This is a genomic window from Lysinibacillus sp. YS11, assembly GCF_002896375.1.
Classification (GTDB): domain Bacteria; phylum Bacillota; class Bacilli; order Bacillales_A; family Planococcaceae; genus Lysinibacillus; species Lysinibacillus capsici.
The window spans coordinates 3,127,518-3,147,343 of record NZ_CP026007.1 but is presented as its reverse complement, the minus strand read 5'-3'; the positions used below and the strand labels follow the sequence as shown (position 1 = coordinate 3,147,343).

Genomic DNA, 19,826 nt, shown 5'->3' with positions numbered 1-19,826 from the left:
ACTTCAGATAAGAAAGGATTATTTATTTTATGACACAACCAGCAATTCGATATGAACTACTTCATACATGTAAACAAACAGGAGCACGTCTTGGCATCGTCCATACACCACACGGCTCCTTTGAAACACCAGCATTTATGCCTGTTGGCACACAAGCAACGGTGAAGACCATGTCACCAGAAGAATTAAAAGAGATGAATGCCGGTATTATTCTGTCCAATACGTACCATTTATGGCTTCGTCCAGGTAATGATATTGTCAAAGAAGCAGGCGGACTTCATAAATTTATGAACTGGGATCGTCCAATTTTAACGGATTCAGGTGGTTTCCAAGTATTTTCACTTAGTCAATTCCGGAAAATTGAGGAGGAAGGAGTTCATTTCCGTAATCACCTCAATGGAGATAAATTATTTTTGAGCCCGGAAAAGGCAATGGAAATTCAAAATGATTTAGGCTCTGATATTATGATGGCCTTTGATGAATGTCCACCATATCCTGCGACACATGACTATATGCTGAAATCAGTTGATCGAACAACTCGTTGGGCAAAACGCTGTAAGGAAGCACATCAGCGTCCAGAGGAGCAAGGTTTATTTGGCATTATTCAAGGTGGAGAGTACGAAGATTTACGCCGCCGCTCAGCAGAAGCGTTAGTAGAACTAGATTTCCCAGGCTATGCAATTGGTGGATTATCCGTTGGAGAACCAAAAGATGTGATGAACCGCGTTTTAGAATTTACTACGCCAATGATGCCTGAAAATAAACCTCGTTATTTAATGGGTGTTGGCTCACCAGATTCTTTAATTGATGGGGCAATTCGTGGGATCGATATGTTTGACTGTGTACTGCCAACACGTATTGCACGTAATGGAACACTGATGACATCAGAAGGACGTCTAGTAGTGAAAAATGCAAAATATGCACGTGACTTTGGGCCGATTGATCCGAACTGTGACTGCTATACATGTAAAAATTATTCTCGTGCCTATGTTCGTCACCTTATTCGCACGGAAGAAACGTTCGGTATTCGTTTAACATCCTATCATAATCTACACTTCCTATTAAAATTGATGGAGCAAGTACGTGAGGCAATTCGTCAAGATCGCCTTGGTGATTTCCGTGAAGAGTTCTTTGAAAAATACGGCTTTAATGGGCCAGATGCAAAAAACTTTTAAACTAGACGAATAGGATCATTACATGCGCTAAATTAAAAAAGGACATTAGGCATCCCCTAATGTCCATAATCAATAGCAATAGTTTTGCAAATCATTCAAAACTTTGTAAAAAGTGAATATTTCTAGCAAAATATTGTCAATCATAGAAAAAATATTAGTAATTGAGAAAATTTTTGGGCTTGTCCATCGCTTTTTAATGGTGGAATAGTCTATACTAAAAAAGTGAGATTTGGAAAGGGGGCAAGATGCTATTATGGATCAATTATTAGGATTAGCACCAATATTATTAATGTTCGTTGCAATGTGGTTTATCTTAATCCGTCCAGCTAAAAAAAGACAGCAGGAAACACAAAATATGCAAAGTAGTTTGCAACGTGGAGATAAAGTCATTACAATTGGTGGTTTACACGGTGTTATTGATGCAATTGAAGACACAGCAGTGACATTAAAAATTGCTGACAATGTACGAGTGAAATTTGACCGTCAAGCAATTGGACGAATTGTCAATGACAATCAGTAACAAAGAAGAAAAGGCTTACAATAGGCGATAGCTATATTGTAAGTCTTTTTTATACAATATTAGAAGGCAGTGTTTAGATGTTTTTTGCAGTTGTAGTTTTTAATTTATGAATGAATGCCTCACCAGTATCATTGCCATTAATCGTTATTCGGCTTAACGTAAATAGGGAATCGCCTTTTTTCACATGTTTATTTTGTATGACAAAGGCCATCTTAAAGCCAGCTTCCTTGGCTAATTTGATGGTGGAGGGTGAGTAAATCCCATAAGGATAGCTTATTGCTATTGGTTCATATCCTAACTTTTCTTTGATTATTTTTCTTGAATGAATAAAATCATTTCTTACCCTTTCTTCATATTCAACCTGACTCTCTAGTTGCCCATTTACAATACTAGGACCAAATACTGCGCCATTTAGTTTACCATTTTTTGAAGGTAATTTATAATGTAAGTCCCAAGTATGACTCTGGATTGTAATATAATCCCTCATTTCCTTTAATTGATCCCAACTCATCTTTGCTGTTTCATTTGGATAGTAATTGTTTCCATTCATCTCTAGGATTCGGCTTGCAATCACAAAGATTTCTGCATGCATATCATATTTTTTCAATATCGGGTAAGCTTTTTCATAATTACTAAAATACCCATCGTCAAAAGTAATTAACACAGGCTTTTGAGGTAACGGCGCTTGGTCGTTTAAGTAATCATATAATTGCTGAGCAGAAATGGCCTGATAGCCTTCCATTTTAAGTAATTTCATTTGATTTTCGAAGCTTTTGGGTGAAATAACTGTAGTATTGTTTATATTGTCCTCTAAATGATGGTACATAAGAATAGGTATTTCCTGTTCTTGATACCCGTAAATAGGATAAGGTCTAATAAGAAAAAGGATATAAACAAAAACGAAAACGATTATTTTTTTTGTCATGTCCTCACCTTGTTTGCATGTTTATTGTGATAAGCATCTAAGCTCTATGTTAGTGTGTACGAACAAGTAGGGACTATTCCTTGAAAACTGTATAAAAAACAATAAGTAAGGTCACCTTGATAGTATGGGGGTGTTTATATGGAAGAATATTACCATATTATTTTTAGAACTTGCTTTTTGTATGTGTTTATCATCATCGTTTTCCGTTTAATGGGTAAACGAGAAGTAGGTGAATTATCAGTCATCGATTTGGTCGTATTTGTATTAATTGCAGAAGTAGCGGCCTTTGCGCTAGACGATTATAAAAATCCTCTCTTTAATGCCATACTACCTATCATTATTTTGCTCTTTATTCAAATATTAAGTGCCTTTTTGTCATTAAAGTTCAAAAAAATACGTGACCTAGTGGATGGTGACCCTGCTTTATTAGTAAAAGACGGTGTTATTTTAGAGAGTGAGATGAGAAAACACCGCTATAATTTAGATGATTTATGTCAGCAATTACGAGAAAACGGAATTGCATCTGTGACAGATGTAGCCTTTGCGTATTTAGAGCCTTCAGGCAATCTTTCTGTCTATAAAAAAGATGAAAAAGCCTTTGTGTATCCATTGATTATCGACGGTGATATCCAAGAAAGACATTTATTTACCATGCATAAAGATGTGGAATGGCTAATGGGTGAGCTGGCAAAAAATAATATTACTGACAGTGAAACAGTATTTTTTTGTATTTGGGAAGACAATAAGCTGCATATTCAATTAAAGGAATCCTAGACTTTCTTCGCCAATTTTTTAATGTAACGGAAATCTGTAATACGCAACTGATTGGTAAATAATAAAAAGGTAAATAGCAAAAATAATGTCACACCACTACTTAAAATAAATGGTAGTGATAGTATTGGAATAAGGAAATACTGGGCGACGCAAACAGCAATAAAACAACTATAAGGCACGACAAACATTCTGAAGCCAGCACGCAGGTTTTTACGTTGTCTAACTGTTGCAATATGCAAGAATGACGTTAGTAATACCCCAAAGCCAATAGCTACAACGGCTCCTTTTTCTTGGATACCTGGTTGAGAGGCAAGTACAAACATCACGAAAAGTTTACCTAGCCCACCATAGATGGAGTTCATCATGGCAGCTCTTGCCTCACCAATTGCCTGTAAGATGGAGTGTAGAGGACTTTGAATATAATAAAAATAAAAAATAGGTGCTAAAATTTTAACGTACCCACGATTTTCTTCTAAATGGAAAAGCTTCATCGCTAATTCATCTCCATGCACAAAGAAATACGTAGCAGCAAAGCAACCCACTAGCGAAGACAATCTTAGGGACACCGAAATTCGTTCCTGTAATAGCGGGATGTGCTGACGAGCGACGGCATCACTAACAGCTGGAATGAGCACAATCGATAAGGCTGTTGATACAAACGCAGGAAATAACAGTAATGGCACCAAAACACCGGAGATGACACCATATAAAATAGTGGCAGCAGAAGCGGTTAAACCGGCCACAGTTAAAGCTTTTAAAAAGATAATCGGCTCTAAAAACCAAGTGAAAGAACCAAAAAGCTTACTGCCTGCAGAGGGAAGGGCAATACGTAACATTGGTGAGGCAGGATACCCTTCAATTTTAGTTTTTCGTGTCAGTAATTTCTTTTTGGAAACGATATAGTGTAGCCATAAATACAAGAATGCTACAACTTCGGCTAGCAGTGTTATGCCCATTGCCGCCGCAGCCGTGACAGCAGCATTATTGTAATTAGCCACATAGGGTAGCATTAAAGTAATGAAGCTAATACGTACAATTTGTTCGATCATTTGTGCCCATGCTGTCGGTGTAATCTTTGCAACACCTTGTAAATAGGCACGTAATAAGCCAGATCCAACTGATACTGGTACAGCAAAGAGTGCAATCCATAGTGTAAATGTTGTCTGTTCATTATGTAATAGAGTTGTTGAAATATATGGTATTGTTAGTGCAACGAGTGGCATAAAAATGATCATGCCAATGAATGACCAAAGAATGGCTGTACGCATGACACCAAAGATGTTCTCACGTTTATTTTTTGCTAGTAATTCAGCCACTATTTTAGCCACAGCGATAGGTAGTCCTAGTTGAATGAGTGAGATGAAGAAAATAAACGCTGGATAGACGGTCATATAAATACCGACAGCCTCTTCACCAGCAATCCGCATAAATTGCATTCTATAAAAGAAGCCAAAAAGTTTAGATAAAAAAATCACAAACATTAAAAATAATGTACCTCGTACAAAAGAACTCATGCCATCCGTCCCTTCTCAAGCCGCAAAAATTCATTTACACTATTTGTATGCAAGCATGTCTTACGTTACGACTTTGATTGGAGATGATTCAAAATGAGTATGCAATATGAGCAACTATTTGAAAAGATTCGTCCGGCAATTGATAGTAAGATAGCAGAGTTCCAGCATTATCAATATAATGCTATTACAGCCGAAGAACTCTGGCGCTACTGTATTGAAAAAAAATGGCGTAAAAAGAAAGTTGAGCAACTACGTTTACATGAAGTCATTTCTACCATTTTTTCGGTATCACCATCTGATATCGTCTCATTTAATCAAGTAGAGTTTTTACAAAGTAATAATTGGTTTGAAGAAGTCAATACAGACGAGTTACAATTACTGCTTGGTCCAGTCAGAACGTAATCAATGATGTGTCAAATTTTACAATAATTCTAAGAATCCTATACGTGTTGAATTGACACCAAGCGCAACCTGTTTCATAATAAGTGTGTTGCGCTTTTTTTATTTTGAATAAGTTCTTACTTACATAAGTCTTCATTGCTTTTATTGACATTTAGAAGGCTAGTACCTAATAATACTAAGATAAACTTGCGCGTTATGAACGATTGAAATAAGTAAAGCAACCTTTTTGAAGCACAGGTAACACGATTCTAGATGAAAAGGAGGATTAAACGTTTCAAAAGGTATTGCTAGTTACTTGTTTGGCGTGTAAGGACAGCCCTTACACCAATTCGAGGAGGATTTATTGATGAAACTAAAAAGTCGTATAGTTGCATTCCTACTGATTATCGTGCTATTGGCAGCAGGTATTAGTACGACTGTAACCGGCGTCTTAAAGGACATCAAGCTTGGTCTTGACTTACAGGGCGGGTTTGAAGTGCTTTACGAGGTAAATGAATTAAAAGAAGGACAAAAAATTACACCAGAAATTGTCACAGCAACATCCACTGCACTTGGTGAACGTGTAAATACGATGGGGGTTAGTGAACCGAGTATTCAGGTTGAGGACAAAAATCGTATTCGTGTGCAATTAGCTGGTGTTGAGGATCAGGAATCGGCACGTAAGTTATTGTCTACTTCTGCGAATTTAACATTCCGTGATGTTGATGATAATTTATTATTAGATGGAGACGATTTGAAAGCTAACGGTGCTAAAGGCTCTTTTGACCAACAAAATCGTCCGATTGTATCCTTAACTTTAAAAGATGCGAAAAAATTTGCTGATATAACAAGTAAAATTGCAGCAAAACCCGCAGGTCAAAATTTACTGGTTGTATGGTTAGACTTTGAAGAGGGTGTCGATTCCTATAAAGCGGAATCACAAAAAGCAAAGCCTCGCTATGCATCTGCAGCAACAGTTAGTCAAACATTAAATACAACAGATGTTATGATTAGCGGTAATTTCTCTGTTGAAGAAACAAAAAATTTAGCAGATATTTTAAATGCTGGGGCATTGCCTGTAAAGCTAGATGAAATTTATTCAACTTCTGTTGGTGCTCAATTTGGTGATGCAGCACTGAAAAGTACGATTTTTGCTGGTATTGTCGGCGTAGTAGTTATTTTCTTATTTATGCTATTCTACTATCGTTTACCAGGCTTTATTTCCATCATTACACTGGTTGTGTTTACATTCCTAGTATTAGTGGTCTTTGACTGGATTAATGCGGTATTAACACTCCCAGGTATTGCGGCCATTGTCCTGGGTATAGGGATGGCAGTAGATGCCAATATTTTAGCGGCAGAACGTATACGTGAAGAGCTACGAGTGGGTTATTCCGCTAAACAAGCCTTCCAAATTGGTTCTAAACAATCTTTATCAGCCATTGTCGATGCGCAGTTGACAACTTTATTAGCTGCAGCAGTATTGTTCCAATGGGGAACAAGCTCTGTTAAAGGATTTGCTACAACATTAATTATTAGTATTTTATTGAGCTTCTTAACAGCAGTTTGGGGCTCACGTGTCCTATTAGGACTACTTGTAAACAGTGGCTATTTCAACAGTCCTGCATGGTTTGGTATTGCAAAATCTAAACAGCATAGTCTAGATGAAAATATTGGTACATTAGATTTATCAACGAAATTCGATCGATTTGACTTTGTTCACAACCGTAAGAAATTCTATACGTTCTCATTAGCCATTTTAGTGGCTGGTTTAGTGGTTCTTGGCATCTTCCGCCTTAACCTAGGTATCGATTTCTCAAGCGGTACTCGTGTCCAAATTGAATCGAATCAAACATTAACAAAAGAAGAAGTGTCCAAATATCTAGATAGCATTGATTTTTCATCAGAAGATATCATACTCTCTGGTGAGAAAAGTAATACAGCAGTCATTCGCTATAAAGATGACCTTACACAAGCAGAAATTTTAGAATTTAAAAAAGAAGCTGGCGAAAAATATGGTCATGAACCAGCTGTAAGTACTGTATCGCCTACAGTTGGTAAGGAACTTGTAAAAAATGCGATTAAGGCTTTATCTCTTGCAGCAATAGGGATTATCATTTATGTAGCAGTTCGTTTTGAATGGCGCATGGGTATTGGTGCAATTGTTTCATTATTGCATGATGTATTCTTAATTGTTGCCGTCTTTAGCTTCATGCGTTTAGAAGTAGATATTACGTTTATTGCGGCTGTATTAACAATTGTTGGGTATTCCATCAATGATACGATTGTTACCTTTGACCGTATGCGGGAAAACTTAGATCGTTATGATACCATTAATGACCGTGAAGTATTGGCGAATATCGTGAATAAATCGCTACGCCAAACAATGGGTCGTTCGGTTAATACAGTATTAACTGTAATTATCGTTGTTGTAGCCCTATTAATTTTTGGTGCACCATCTATTCAAAACTTCTCTATCGCGTTATTGATTGGTTTGATTACAGGTATGTATTCTTCAATCTGTATCGCAGCTCAAATCTGGTATTCATTAAAAATTCGTGAAATGAAAAAATCAGATGGGAAGCTACGTAAAAAAGAGAAGAAACAATGGGGTACAGACGAGCCTACTGTATAATATAATGAGCAGAGAATGGAAAACATATGGTTTTCTATTCTCTGCTTTTTTCATGCAAAAAAACTGCTGCCTTTTATAAAAAGCAGCAGATTTTTCATATTGTATTTACAATTTAAATTGCTGGATTAAGCCTTGTAGCTGTTGCGCATTTTCACTTAATTCTTCTGCGACAGTATTTACCTGCTGCATGGTCGCAACTTGCTCGTCAAGAGATTCTGCAATCATATGAGAATTCGTTGCTGATTCGTTAGAAACATTGGCAATTTCCGTGACAGAAGCTGCAACCTGCTCTGCACTAGCAGAGATTTCTTCAGATGTGGCAGAAATCTCTTCAATTTGCTCTGTGAATGCAGCAACAGCAGAGGTGATGGAGTAGAAAGCATCTCCAGCCTCATGAATTTTGGCTACGCCGTCCTTTACAGAAGCTAAACCATTGTCTACTGATGCTGCTACATTTTGCGTATCTGTTAGAATTTCTTTTGTAATAGCAACGATTTGATTGGCAGATTGATTCGATTCCTCAGCAAGTTTTCGTACCTCATCCGCAACGACTGCAAAACCTTTCCCATGTTCTCCTGCTCTTGCTGCTTCAATAGCTGCATTTAGTGCCAGTAAATTTGTTTGTTCTGAAATTGCTGTAATCACTGTTGTAATTTGCCCAATTTCTTCTGATTGCTTATTTAGTTTTTGCGTTAATGTTGCAATATCAGAAGTTGCTAATGCGATCATATTCATCTGTTCTTTTGCTGTTGCAATCGTTGCACCACCTGTATGGGCAAGCTGAGTCAGATTTTCTGCATTGTGATGAAGACTTTGAGTCGCCTCTGCAATGCGTTGGACACCTGATGCAGTTTCATCCATTGCCACAGCACTTTGCTGAGAGGCACTAGCAGAAGAAGTGATATGTGTTACATTATTTTGAATTCGTTGAGCAATATTATCGGAAGTTGCAGTTACTTCTTCAGTGCTAGCAGAAAGCTCTTCTGAAACAGCCGATAAATGGGATGCACTATCTTGAATGTTAGTCATTAAACCAGCTAGATTTTGTTTTAATGTATTGACTGCATTGGCAAGTGTACCGATCTCATCTTTTGATTGATGGTCAAGCTCAGCAATTGTTAAATCACCTTGTGCTAATGTATCTGCTGCTCCAATAACCTTGCGTAGGGGCAGGACAATGGAGGCTTTGACCATATGCATAAAATATAAACCAATAATAATACTTGCAAGGAGAAGGCTAATAGCAATGATAATAGCGCGTGAAACGGTTTGATTAACAGATTGATCAACATTTTGAAGCTGTTCATCGTGATAAGCTAATAATTCAGTTGTTAACTTAAAAATGTCCTTATTGTATTTTGTAACATCATTATTGATGATAGAGAGTGCTAGATCCGTGTTGCCACTATTAAACGCTTGTAAAGCTTTCTGTGAATTTGATAGTAACTCTTTTTGCAATTCCGTGATTTGCTGCATAATATTTTTTGTATAATCTGATCGAACAATAGTAGAAAGTTCATGAACTGTTTCAGGTAACAACTTTTCATAGCGCTCTAAATTGGCCTTAGCTGTATCGTCCTTCTTATTTAAAATATAGGAACGTAAAAATAAACCTTGAGAAGCAAGTTGTTGTTGGATTTTATCTGTTAATTGGATTTGCACCATCCGATGCTTCAATACTTCTTCTAAATCATTCTGTGTTGTTTTAAATTGAATAAATGATACGATGCTTGAGATAAAAAGTAAACATGTTAAGGAAATGAATCCTATATTTAATTTTTTGCGAACGGACATAAACTTCCTACTTTCTTTTATTATATGGAAAAAATTGATGTTCTGAAATTACTATAACTTGATATATTTACATGGTCAATAGTCAAGGAATTTTCAATCGTAGGAAATCTTATTCTCCAATAAGTTTTTATAGAAGGATAATATACCTACTTTTGATTCCTCTGATAAAATAGGTATTTCAACTTTTTTCGTCAGAATTGATTGACAATAGTATTGGATTGGCATAGAATTAAGGCTAACTTTTTGTTCGGTCAAGGTAGAAGATCTCGGGAGCGAGGTCAGCCACAGAACAGATGAGCTGAGTTTAGATGAGAATAGCTGAGAAATTGTTGAATAAGAGTAGTAGCCTAAGTGTGTAATAAAGAGAGTCAGTGGCTGGTGTAAACTGATTTACAGCTTATGTGAATGGACTTATGAGAGTCGCTTATAAAAAAGCGAACGTGATTCCCCACGTTATAGGGGTGCTTTCAAGGTATGGTTTACCATAGCCATGATGTAAAGCACAAAAGTGAGAGCATATGCTCTAATATGAGGTGGCAACGCGGTCATAATCGTCCTCTGCAATTAGGAATAATCCTTTTTGCAGAGGGCTTTTTTATTTTCATTCAGCATTCGTCTAGACATTAGCTAAAGGAATCTTTGAAAAAGGAGCAAATAGCTATGCAAATAACGAGTTCAAGAACAAAAATGAAAACGATCAATGGCGATTCTTTAACACCTATTTTGATTTTTAGGCGTTTACAGGGAAAACATAAATTTTTATTGGAAAGTTCTGCCCAACACGAAGGAGCTGGAAGATTTTCCTTCATTGGTGCTAATCCACGAAAAACATATAAAGGTGTGGGCCAAGAAATCCAAGAGGTTTCCTATAAAACAGGAAAAACATACGTGCATCAAGGGGAACTTTTTGTTCTTCTTAAACGCCTCATGCCACGTATTTCCAATACGACGCAATTTCCATTTTCAGGTGGTGCCGTTGGATATATAGGCTTTGGCGGTACAACGATGTTCGTAGATAAAAAAATAGAACTGCCTGATGCTTATTTTCATGTCTATGAAACGATTATTGTCTTCGATCATCAAACAGATGAAGTGACATTGATTCATACAAATATAGATGCAGAAAAGCAGGAACCTGATTTGGAAGAATTGGCTCAACAAATAGTAAACGGGCATATCAGTGACGAAGCATCTTATCGTTATCAACCGCTTGATGCTACAACAAATGAATCATTTGCAACGGTTTTACAGACAATGCAAGCCAACTTACATGATGACATAACAAGGGTAGTTTTGCCGAACCGCCATGTAGCCAACTTTCAAGGTGATACGTTGGCTTTGTATCGACAGCTACGTAAAAAAAAGCCTGCAGCCTATATGTATTATATAGAATTTCAGGATCATGTTGTGTTAGGTACTTCTCCTGAAAGTCTAATCCGAGTAAAAGGTGAAAGCGTTATTGCGACTCCTACAGAGGGAACATATCCGCGAGGGGAAACAAAAATTGAAGAACTAGAAAATGAACGCAAATTATACAACCATGAAAGCATTAGGCAATCACATGCACTTCTTGTTAGGGCTATTCAGCAAGAATTACAGTCGGTTTGTTTCCGAGATTCTGTTCAGGTCATGGAGGCTATGCGTATCCAGCGGTCCAAAAAGGCACTGCACATGACGACTAGGGTGGAAGGAAAGCTTTTACCAATGCTTCATGCCCTGGATGTTTTAGCAGCAACCATATCCCCACTTTCAGCAACGGAGCATCCGTATGCAGCTGGTTATTTTGGTGCTCTCGGCTTTATTGGATTTAATGGTCATTTGGATTTTGCCTTAACAGGTCAATCTATTGTAGTTAAACAGGATACCATGCATTTGCAAGCAACAATAACTGTTACCAAATATACAAATGTGCAAAACGTTTTACATCAAGTGCAAGAGGAAGAACAGGCATTTTTACAGTTACTGGTGAACAATGGGGGGCAAAACTAATGGAAAGATTACAAGGGAAAGTACTGCAGGGAACACATCTCATGTACGAAGAAATGCTACAGGCAGCGCAATGGTTATTTCAGGATGATACTCCTAAAGAAGAAATAGCAAGCTTTTTAACAGCTTTAGCTGCGAAGGGAGAAACTGCACATGAAGTAGCCGCATTAGCAACTATTATGCGATCTTTTGCTCTTGATATAGCCGTAAAAGAAGGTAGCTATATGGATAATTGCGGTACAGGTGGAGATGGTCTTCATACTTTTAATATCAGTACAGCTTCTGCTTTCGTGTTAGCTGGGGCAGGTGTCAAAATTGCCAAGCATGGGAACCGTAAAATCTCTTCCTCCTCTGGTAGCTCAGATGTGCTAGAGGCACTAGGTATTCATACAGCTATTTCCATCCCACAAACAGCCCATTTGCTAGAGCGAGAGGGAATCGCTTTTATTTATGCACCGAATGTTCATCCGAAATTAAAGAGAATTGGTGAAGTTCGCCGTTCATTAGGAAAACCGACAATCTTTAATCTTGTTGGTCCTTTAACAAATCCGGTCCCATTATCCACACAATTTACAGGCATTAATCGACCGAATTTTGTCATGGAATATGCCTCAGTCTTACAAATGCTTGGACGTGAGCGGGCCATTGTCGTCTCAGGACCACAAGGCTTAGACGAGGCTTCATTAGCAGGTCAAAATACATTGGTTTTAGTAGATAAAGGAGATTTAATTCCCTTTTCCCTAAATGCAGAAGATGTCGGTCTTCAAATGGCCCCTTTAGAGGCCATCCGTGGTGGCAATGCAGATGAAAATGCGGTGATTATGCAAAAAATATTGGCTGGGGAACGGAGTCCTTATTTAGATACAGTACTATTAAATGCTGGCATCGGCTTATTTGGCTATGGTCAAGCGGAAACCATCAAAGAGGGTGTAGCTATGGCAAAGGAAAGTATTTTTAGCGGGAGAGCACAACAAAAATTAGAGGCGGTTGTAACATATAGCATGCAAATTAAAGAAGTGGAGGTAGGGTAATGAATATACTCAATAAAATATTACTGCAAAAAAAGATTGAGGTAGGTGCTTTATTAGAGCAGCCAGATCCTTTAGCAAACTTTACAGAAACGCCACGTCGCTCGTTCATTGAATCATTGTGTCAAGCTCATACACTGCAAGTCATCGCGGAAATGAAGCGTGCTTCCCCTTCAAAAGGGTTAATAGCTGGCGGAGCAGACCCAGTTGCTCAAGCAAAAGTCTATGCACTAGCAGGAGCAGCAGCTATTTCGGTCTTAACAGACAAGGAATTTTTTAAAGGCTCCTTTGAAGATTTAGCAGCAGTTGCTGGTGCAGTAGATACACCACTTCTTTGTAAGGATTTTATGATTGATCGAGTGCAGATTCGATTTGCCAAGGCGGCAGGTGCATCCATTATTTTATTAATTGTGGCAGCCTTAACAGACGATGCCTTACGTGATTTATATAGCTATGCAACGGGCTTAGGCCTAGAGGTTTTAGTGGAAGTACACGATTGTGAAGAGCTTGAACGCGCTCTTGCGGTAGATGCAAAGTTAATTGGCGTTAATAATCGTGATTTACGTACCTTTGAAGTAAGCCTAGAGCGTACCAGAGAAATTGCTAATGTGTTTCCATTTGATGAGAATCGAGTATTAATTAGTGAGAGCGGTATATGGACGCAGGACGATGCGAAGCTAGTAGCCTCGATGGGGGCTAGTGGTGTCCTGGTAGGTGAAGCTTTGATGAGGAGTGGAGATGCGGGGCAAGCACTACGAGATTTGCAAGTAAGTAAAGAGGGGGCATCGGTATGACAAAGGTCAAAATTTGTGGTCTACAGGAGCAAGAACATGTCAAAACAGCTGTTCATGCTGGTGCAGATGCTATAGGGTTTGTTTTTGCACCGAGTAAACGCCGTGTATCCATTGAGCAAGCCCAACAGTTAGCGAAGCATGTACCACAAGGCGTTTTAAAAATAGGTGTCTTTGTGAATCCAACGTCAGCCGAATTAAAGGAAGCAGTAGAGCGAGTGCCATTAGATTATGTGCAATATCATGGGGAGGAAACGCCAGCATTTATTCAGGAGCAAGGTTATCCCGCCATAAAGGCATTATCGATACGAGAAAAAGAGGATGTTCAAGCGGCTGCTAGCTATCAGGTAGATTATTATTTATTTGACGCGCCTGGTACAGAGTTTAAAGGCGGGAGTGGTCACACTTTTGATTGGACACTCCTTGAGCAAGTAGGGATTCCCAAAGAAAAATTACTATTAGCGGGTGGTCTCAATGTAGACAATATTGAAGCGGCTATTACGGATGTAGGGCCTTTTATGGTGGATGTTTCAAGTGGTGTAGAAACAGATGGAAGCAAGGATTCTACCAAAATACAAGCTTTTTTACAGGCAGTAAAGAGGGGGAGCAGATGATGGGAATATCAATAGCAAATAGTGTACCGACAAAAGAAGGGCGTTTTGGACAATTTGGTGGTCGGTTTGTGCCCGAAACATTAATGACAGCCTTGCTTGAATTAGAAGCTGCTTATGAGCAAGCATTACTAGACCCTGCATTTACAGAGGAGCTGTCCTATTATTTAGAAGACTATGTTGGCCGCGAAACACCGCTCTATTACGCAGAAAATTTAACGAAGGCGCTAGATGGAGCAAAGATTTATTTAAAGCGTGAAGATTTAAACCATACAGGTGCACATAAAATTAATAATGCGATTGGGCAAGCACTTCTAGCCAAACGCATGGGTAAAAAGAAAATCGTTGCTGAAACAGGAGCTGGGCAGCATGGTGTGGCAACAGCTACTGCATGTGCATTATTAAATCTAGAATGTGTTGTATTTATGGGAGCAGAAGATATAAAACGTCAGCAGTTAAATGTCTTTCGTATGGAGTTGCTTGGCACAAAGGTTCAATCGGTGGAAAGTGGTTCTAAAACATTAAAGGATGCTGTGAACGCTGCCCTACGTTACTGGGTGACAAATGTTGAGGATACCCACTATATTTTAGGCTCTGCCTTAGGTCCTCACCCATTCCCAAAAATTGTTCGGGACTTTCAGCGTGTCATTGGAGTAGAAACAAGAAGGCAAATCGTGCAAAAAGAGGGGCGTTTACCTGATGCAGTTGTTGCCTGTATTGGAGGTGGCAGTAACGCAATCGGTATGTTTCACCCATTCGTTGATGATGAATCAGTTGCCTTATACGGTGTTGAAGCAGCAGGAAGTGGTCTTGAAACTGGGAAGCATGCTGCTGCCATCGCAGGTGGACAATTAGGTGTATTACATGGCGCCTATATGTATTTATTACAGGATGAAAACGGCTTTGTCCAAGAAGCACATTCTATTTCAGCTGGGTTAGATTATCCAGGGAAAGGACCAGAGCATTGTTATTTACATGATATTGGTCGAGCTCAATTTGACTCCATCACAGATGCTGAAGCACTGGAGGCACTACAATTATTAAGCCGAACAGAAGGGATACTGCCTGCACTTGAAAGTTCTCATGCCATTGCTTATACGGCAAAACTTGCAAAGACCATGTCAAAAGATCAGATCATTGTTGTGTGCTTATCTGGTCGAGGAGATAAAGATGTTCACACAGTTCGAGCAGCACTAGGAGGGGATGTAAAATGACAACTTTACAGCAAGCGATCGATCAGGCAAAAGCTGAAGGTCATAAAGCTTTTATACCTTATATCATGGCAGGTGACGGAGGGCTAGAGACCATTAAGCCAACTATTTTAAAACTGCAGCAATTAGAGGTAACTGCTATTGAAGTAGGGATTCCTTTTACAGATCCTGTTGCCGATGGTCCAACAATCGAACGAGCAGGAGAACGTGCACTCAAAGCTGGTGTGACATTAAGAAAAGTGTTGCAAACACTCGCGTCATTTAGAGATGAAATAACAGTGCCTCTCGTAGTCATGACTTATTTCAATCCAGTATTAGCATATGGCTTAAAGTCTTTTGCGCAAGCCTGTGTAGCTGGAGGAGTTAAGGGATTAATTGTACCAGATGTCCCTTTGGAAGAGAGCGAGTTGTTACGTGATGCATTAAATCCATATGGCATTGATGTGGTACAGCTTATCTCATTGACAAGCCCTCCAGAGCGTATAGCACGCATCGCAGCAGCTAGTCAGGGTTTTGTTTATGCAGTGACCGTTAATGGGATCACAGGAGCAAGATCGCGTTTTGCTGATAATTTAGAACAGCATTTTGCAAGCTTACGTCAAGCAAGTCCAATCCCTGTGCTTGCAGGCTTTGGTATTTCAACACCAGAGCAAGTGAAAAAGATGGGGGCTTTGGGAGATGGTGTAATTGTCGGTAGTGCCATTGTGACGGCATTGCATCAAGGAGATTTGGCAACGGTGGAAGCATTAGTAGCCGCCTCGAAAGGTATGTTAGAAAAGTCTACTCTTTAGAAGAGTAGGCTTTTTTGATGATGAAAGAAATGGAAAAGTGACGAATAGAAATTAAAAATCGATGGATAAAACTATCAATCTAACGGATAGTGCGCAACCTATAGAAATTCGGTATAATAGCTTTCGTAAGGAAGTGAGCAGATGATTCTATCGAAAAAAAGATGGCAGGTGGAGCGTCCTGACGCAACACTTGTACAAGCATTACAAAATGACTTACAACTTTCTGCAATTGCAGCAAAAATTTTAGCAGCACGAGGCTGCGAAACAACGGCTGAGGCAGAAAGCTTATTAAATATGACTGAGGCAAATATCCATGACCCATTTCTTATGCATGGTATGGCTGAAGCGGTAGCACGAATTGAACAAGCACTAGAAAATGGTGAGAAAATTTTAGTGTATGGTGATTATGATGCGGATGGTGTGACAAGCACAACCGTTATGTTACATGTTTTACTAGATCTTGGAGCAGACGTCTCCTTTAAAATTCCGAATCGTTTTATCCATGGCTATGGTCCGCATGAAGCCCTATTTCGGGAGGCCTATGAAGATGGTGTACAGTTAATCATTACAGTGGATAATGGTATATCTGGTATTGAGCCTATTCGAGTAGCAAAGGAGCTTGGTATGGATGTCATTGTGACAGATCACCATGAGCCAGGTGAGGAGCTACCACCAGCAGATATTATTCTTCATCCCCGAATACCAGAAGGGCAATATCCATTTGGCGAGCTAGCAGGAGTAGGGGTAGCCTTTAAGCTGGCACATGCTCTTTATGGTGAACTACCAAGCCATCTAATAGAATTTGTGGCGATTGGCACTGTAGCAGATTTGGTTCCGTTGGTGGATGAAAATCGCTATCTCGTGAAGAGGGGCATACAAGAAATGCGTCGTTCCCTTAGTCCATGGGTACAAGCGATGTGTGACATAGCCAGTACAGAGCAGACGAAAATTACAGAAGAAACGATTGGCTTTTATTTTGGTCCACGATTGAATGCTGTTGGTCGTCTAGGTGAAGCAGCTCCTGGTGTCGAATTATTAATGGCGGAGGATAATGCTAAAGCAACCGCATTGGCAAAAAAGCTAAATGCCTGCAATACCGAGCGTAAAGATATTGTGAAAAGTATTACAGATGAAGCCATCGCACTGATTGAAGCAGATGAAAAAATCGGCAATTCCTTAGTTCTTGTTGTTGCTGGCGAGGGCTGGAACGCAGGTGTTGTAGGAATTGTAGCCTCACGTCTTGTTGAACTGTATTACCGTCCAACGATTGTGCTGTCACTCGATCCCGAAAAGGGCATAGCAAAAGGTTCTGCTCGAAGTATTGAAGGTTTTCATCTATATAATGAACTAGCTAAAAATCGAGATATTTTACCGCATTTTGGTGGACATCCTATGGCTGCAGGTATGACCCTATCATTAGAGCATGTGGATGAACTACGTACTCGCTTAGATGCTCAGGCAAGAGCCTGTTTAACAGAGGAGCAATTAACACCTGTAGTGCATATTGATATACCGCTCAGCATAGACGAAATTTCAGCGGATGCTATTGAGGAAATTTCAACACTAGGACCATTTGGCACAGATTTCCCTAAGCCTGTGTATGTGCTAGAGGATGTAGAAATCGCCTCCATGCGTAAAATTGGAGCGGGCGAGAATCATATTAAAATGGAAATAACAAACGGCTATGATAAATTGGATAGTGTTGGTTTTAACAAAGGGCATTTACATGATGAATTAACGTATGGCATCAAAGTTTCCTTTATAGGCGATTTGCAAATTAACGAATGGCAGGGACGTAAAAAAGCCCAATTTATGATCGAGGATGTCCAAACTACAGAATGGCAGTTATTTGATATTCGTGGTATCCGTCAAACAGCTCGATGGCTGAATACGGTACCGAAGGACGTGGCCCGGTTTATCGCCTTTCGTCCAGAAACGATGACCTATTATCAATCATTAATCGGTGCACCTATTACACTGGTTGACCCAGCCCTTTCAAATATTGAACAAAGTGATTACATCGTGCTCTTAGACTTGCCACACAATGTTCAAAAGCTAGAGGACGTTTTACAGAAGACAGCCCCTTCACGTATTTATGCTCATTTTTATATGCCTGACTCGCAATACTTCAGTGGTCTACCTACTCGTGAGCAATTTGCTTGGTATTATAAGTTCTTGAAAAATCGACCAGCCTTTCCGCTTGATATGCATATCGCAGATTTAGCGAAGCATACGGGGTGGCCATTAGATACATTAAAATTTATGACACAGGTGTTTTTTGAGCTTGATTTTGTTAAAATGGAGAGTGGACTGACGACTGTCAACGTGAATGCTCCAAAACAAGCACTAACAGAGGCACCGTCTTACAAACAACGTTCAGAACAGATTGAAATGGAGCAAAAGCTTGTCTATGCTCCTTATATAGAATTAAAACAATGGTTTGATGAACGTTTAACATCAGCGGACGAATAACGTTTCGTAGGAGGAGCAATAACATGGATTTAAAGCAATACGTTACAACGGTTGAAAATTGGCCGAAAGAGGGCATTACCTTCAGAGATATTACAACAATTATGGATAATGGTCCTGCATACAAATATGCAACAGACCAAATCGTAGAATATGCAAAAGAAGTGGGCGCTGAAATTATTGTTGGCCCTGAGGCACGTGGTTTTATTATCGGTTGTCCAGTTGCCTATGCACTTGAAATTGGCTTTGCCCCTGTTCGTAAACCTGGTAAATTACCACGTGAGGTAATTAGTGCAGACTACGGTCTTGAATATGGTAAAGATACGTTAACAATGCATCATGATGCAATTAAGCCTGGTCAAAAAGTTTTAATCTGTGATGATTTACTAGCGACTGGTGGTACAGTTGAAGCAACGGTTCGTTTAGTAGAACAATTAGGTGGTCAGGTAGTAGGCTGTGCATTCCTGATTGAACTTCTAGAATTAAATGGTCGCGAAAAGCTTGGCGATTTAAATATTAAAACACTTATTCAATATTAAGAGCATGGCAAAAAGCGCCCTATACTGTGGGCGCTTTTTTTATACTTCGTCATAGGCTTGAATAATTTTTTGCATTGTTCGCAAGGTATCGTAGAAATCTGCGTATTTTTCGGTTCCAATATCCTCGATAATTCTATCTTGAATGCCTTGCCAAATAGGTGCTGCTTCATGCAGCTTTTCTAAACCTTTTTCAGTGAGCGTTATTTTTTTGGTACGAGCATCATTGGTATCTCGCTTTAACTCAACATAGCCATGTTGCTTTAATAGATTAATATTACGTGTTATAGTGGTTTGATCCAGTTGTAAAATTTCACCTAAACGGCTGATTGAGACAGCTTGTTGAAGGTCGATATGTGCAAGCATTGAATATTGTGTAACTTTTAAACCTGTAGGCTGTAGCAGCTTATCATATAATTGTGTGACAACCCTTGTTTTTTTTCTAAGGTTAGCACAAACACAAATTTGTGTATAATCAATATTTTTAAGTTGATTCTTCATCGACAGTACTCCTTTAAGGGGATTCTACTAATTATAAGTATACACCCAATAACTAGAAATTCCTTCTTGACAGCTTTATGAACGATTACTATGATTATACATGTATATACATATAAATGAAATATGCAGACTTAAACATGTATATACATGTTTTGTAGTCTATCAAAGAAAAGAAGGTGTTGAG

At 39.0% G+C, this 19,826-nt stretch carries 17 protein-coding genes and 1 other annotated feature; of the genes, 13 read left to right on the top strand and 4 right to left on the bottom strand.

The annotated features are described in order from the left end of the window. Window positions 1-29 precede the first annotated feature (29 nt). Together tgt and yajC are read left to right on the top strand one after the other, a co-directional pair. Window positions 30-1,175 carry a tRNA guanosine(34) transglycosylase Tgt gene (gene tgt / locus LBYS11_RS15625; RefSeq protein ID WP_016991901.1) on the top strand — a complete coding sequence of 382 codons (1,146 nt, stop codon included), beginning with the start codon at window positions 30-32 and terminating at the stop codon, window positions 1,173-1,175. Between the two features lie 253 nt (window positions 1,176-1,428). After that, window positions 1,429-1,695, top strand: a complete 267-nt coding sequence (gene yajC / locus LBYS11_RS15620; RefSeq protein WP_004226696.1) for a preprotein translocase subunit YajC — start codon at window positions 1,429-1,431, stop codon at window positions 1,693-1,695. Window positions 1,696-1,768: 73 nt separating this feature from the next. On the opposite strand, the gene LBYS11_RS15615 is transcribed toward yajC, so the two are convergent. After that, window positions 1,769-2,620, bottom strand: a complete 852-nt coding sequence (locus LBYS11_RS15615; RefSeq protein ID WP_103118495.1) for a polysaccharide deacetylase family protein — start codon at window positions 2,618-2,620, stop codon at window positions 1,769-1,771. A gap of 138 nt (window positions 2,621-2,758) precedes the next feature. Here LBYS11_RS15615 and LBYS11_RS15610 point away from each other — a divergent pair, with 138 nt between their 5' ends. Further along, the gene (locus LBYS11_RS15610) at window positions 2,759-3,394 is read left to right on the top strand and encodes a DUF421 domain-containing protein (RefSeq protein WP_004226699.1); all 636 of its coding nucleotides are present in this window, start codon (window positions 2,759-2,761) and stop codon (window positions 3,392-3,394) included. Here the strand turns inward: LBYS11_RS15610 and LBYS11_RS15605 are convergent. Then, a complete protein-coding gene (locus LBYS11_RS15605; RefSeq protein ID WP_004226701.1) occupies window positions 3,391-4,908 on the bottom strand; it encodes a putative polysaccharide biosynthesis protein in 1,518 nt (505 codons plus the stop codon). The two genes, LBYS11_RS15610 and LBYS11_RS15605, sit on opposite strands and share 4 nt — an antisense overlap. 93 nt (window positions 4,909-5,001) lie before the next feature. On the opposite strand from LBYS11_RS15605, the gene LBYS11_RS15600 reads away from it, so the two are divergent. Further along, window positions 5,002-5,310, top strand: coding sequence for a post-transcriptional regulator (locus LBYS11_RS15600; RefSeq protein ID WP_004226703.1), 309 nt, complete (start codon window positions 5,002-5,004; stop codon window positions 5,308-5,310). A gap of 346 nt (window positions 5,311-5,656) precedes the next feature. Further along, window positions 5,657-7,924: a protein translocase subunit SecDF gene (gene secDF, locus LBYS11_RS15595; protein WP_103118494.1), complete on the top strand. Its 2,268-nt coding sequence runs from the start codon at window positions 5,657-5,659 to the stop codon at window positions 7,922-7,924. A gap of 105 nt (window positions 7,925-8,029) precedes the next feature. Here secDF and LBYS11_RS15590 read toward each other — a convergent pair whose 3' ends face one another. Next, the gene (locus LBYS11_RS15590; RefSeq protein WP_103118493.1) at window positions 8,030-9,718 is read right to left on the bottom strand and encodes a methyl-accepting chemotaxis protein; all 1,689 of its coding nucleotides are present in this window, start codon (window positions 9,716-9,718) and stop codon (window positions 8,030-8,032) included. A 320-nt stretch (window positions 9,719-10,038) separates the two neighbouring features. Next, window positions 10,039-10,280, top strand: a binding site (T-box leader). Between the two features lie 98 nt (window positions 10,281-10,378). On the opposite strand from LBYS11_RS15590, the gene LBYS11_RS15585 reads away from it, so the two are divergent. From LBYS11_RS15585 to LBYS11_RS15550, 8 genes are all read left to right on the top strand, one after another. Then, window positions 10,379-11,707, top strand: coding sequence for a chorismate-binding protein (locus LBYS11_RS15585; RefSeq protein ID WP_103118492.1), 1,329 nt, complete (start codon window positions 10,379-10,381; stop codon window positions 11,705-11,707). Next, window positions 11,707-12,735: an anthranilate phosphoribosyltransferase gene (gene trpD, locus LBYS11_RS15580; protein WP_103118491.1), complete on the top strand. Its 1,029-nt coding sequence runs from the start codon at window positions 11,707-11,709 to the stop codon at window positions 12,733-12,735. Before LBYS11_RS15585 ends, trpD begins: the two co-directional genes overlap by 1 nt. Continuing rightward, window positions 12,735-13,526, top strand: a complete 792-nt coding sequence (gene trpC / locus LBYS11_RS15575) for an indole-3-glycerol phosphate synthase TrpC (RefSeq protein WP_103118490.1) — start codon at window positions 12,735-12,737, stop codon at window positions 13,524-13,526. Before trpD ends, trpC begins: the two co-directional genes overlap by 1 nt. Next, window positions 13,523-14,137, top strand: coding sequence for a phosphoribosylanthranilate isomerase (locus LBYS11_RS15570; protein ID WP_054550039.1), 615 nt, complete (start codon window positions 13,523-13,525; stop codon window positions 14,135-14,137). The genes trpC and LBYS11_RS15570 overlap by 4 nt, the downstream gene beginning before the upstream one ends. Continuing rightward, window positions 14,137-15,348: a tryptophan synthase subunit beta gene (gene trpB, locus LBYS11_RS15565; protein WP_103118489.1), complete on the top strand. Its 1,212-nt coding sequence runs from the start codon at window positions 14,137-14,139 to the stop codon at window positions 15,346-15,348. Before LBYS11_RS15570 ends, trpB begins: the two co-directional genes overlap by 1 nt. Beyond that, window positions 15,345-16,136 (top strand): tryptophan synthase subunit alpha, encoded by a 792-nt coding sequence (gene trpA / locus LBYS11_RS15560; protein ID WP_103118488.1) that lies wholly within the window; start codon window positions 15,345-15,347, stop codon window positions 16,134-16,136. Before trpB ends, trpA begins: the two co-directional genes overlap by 4 nt. A gap of 141 nt (window positions 16,137-16,277) precedes the next feature. Then, window positions 16,278-18,608, top strand: coding sequence for a single-stranded-DNA-specific exonuclease RecJ (recJ, locus tag LBYS11_RS15555; protein ID WP_103118487.1), 2,331 nt, complete (start codon window positions 16,278-16,280; stop codon window positions 18,606-18,608). Window positions 18,609-18,631: 23 nt separating this feature from the next. Beyond that, window positions 18,632-19,144, top strand: coding sequence for an adenine phosphoribosyltransferase (locus LBYS11_RS15550; RefSeq protein ID WP_004226730.1), 513 nt, complete (start codon window positions 18,632-18,634; stop codon window positions 19,142-19,144). A 39-nt stretch (window positions 19,145-19,183) separates the two neighbouring features. On the opposite strand, the gene LBYS11_RS15545 is transcribed toward LBYS11_RS15550, so the two are convergent. Next, the gene (locus tag LBYS11_RS15545) at window positions 19,184-19,642 is read right to left on the bottom strand and encodes a MarR family winged helix-turn-helix transcriptional regulator (protein WP_009373748.1); all 459 of its coding nucleotides are present in this window, start codon (window positions 19,640-19,642) and stop codon (window positions 19,184-19,186) included. Window positions 19,643-19,826 lie beyond the last annotated feature (184 nt).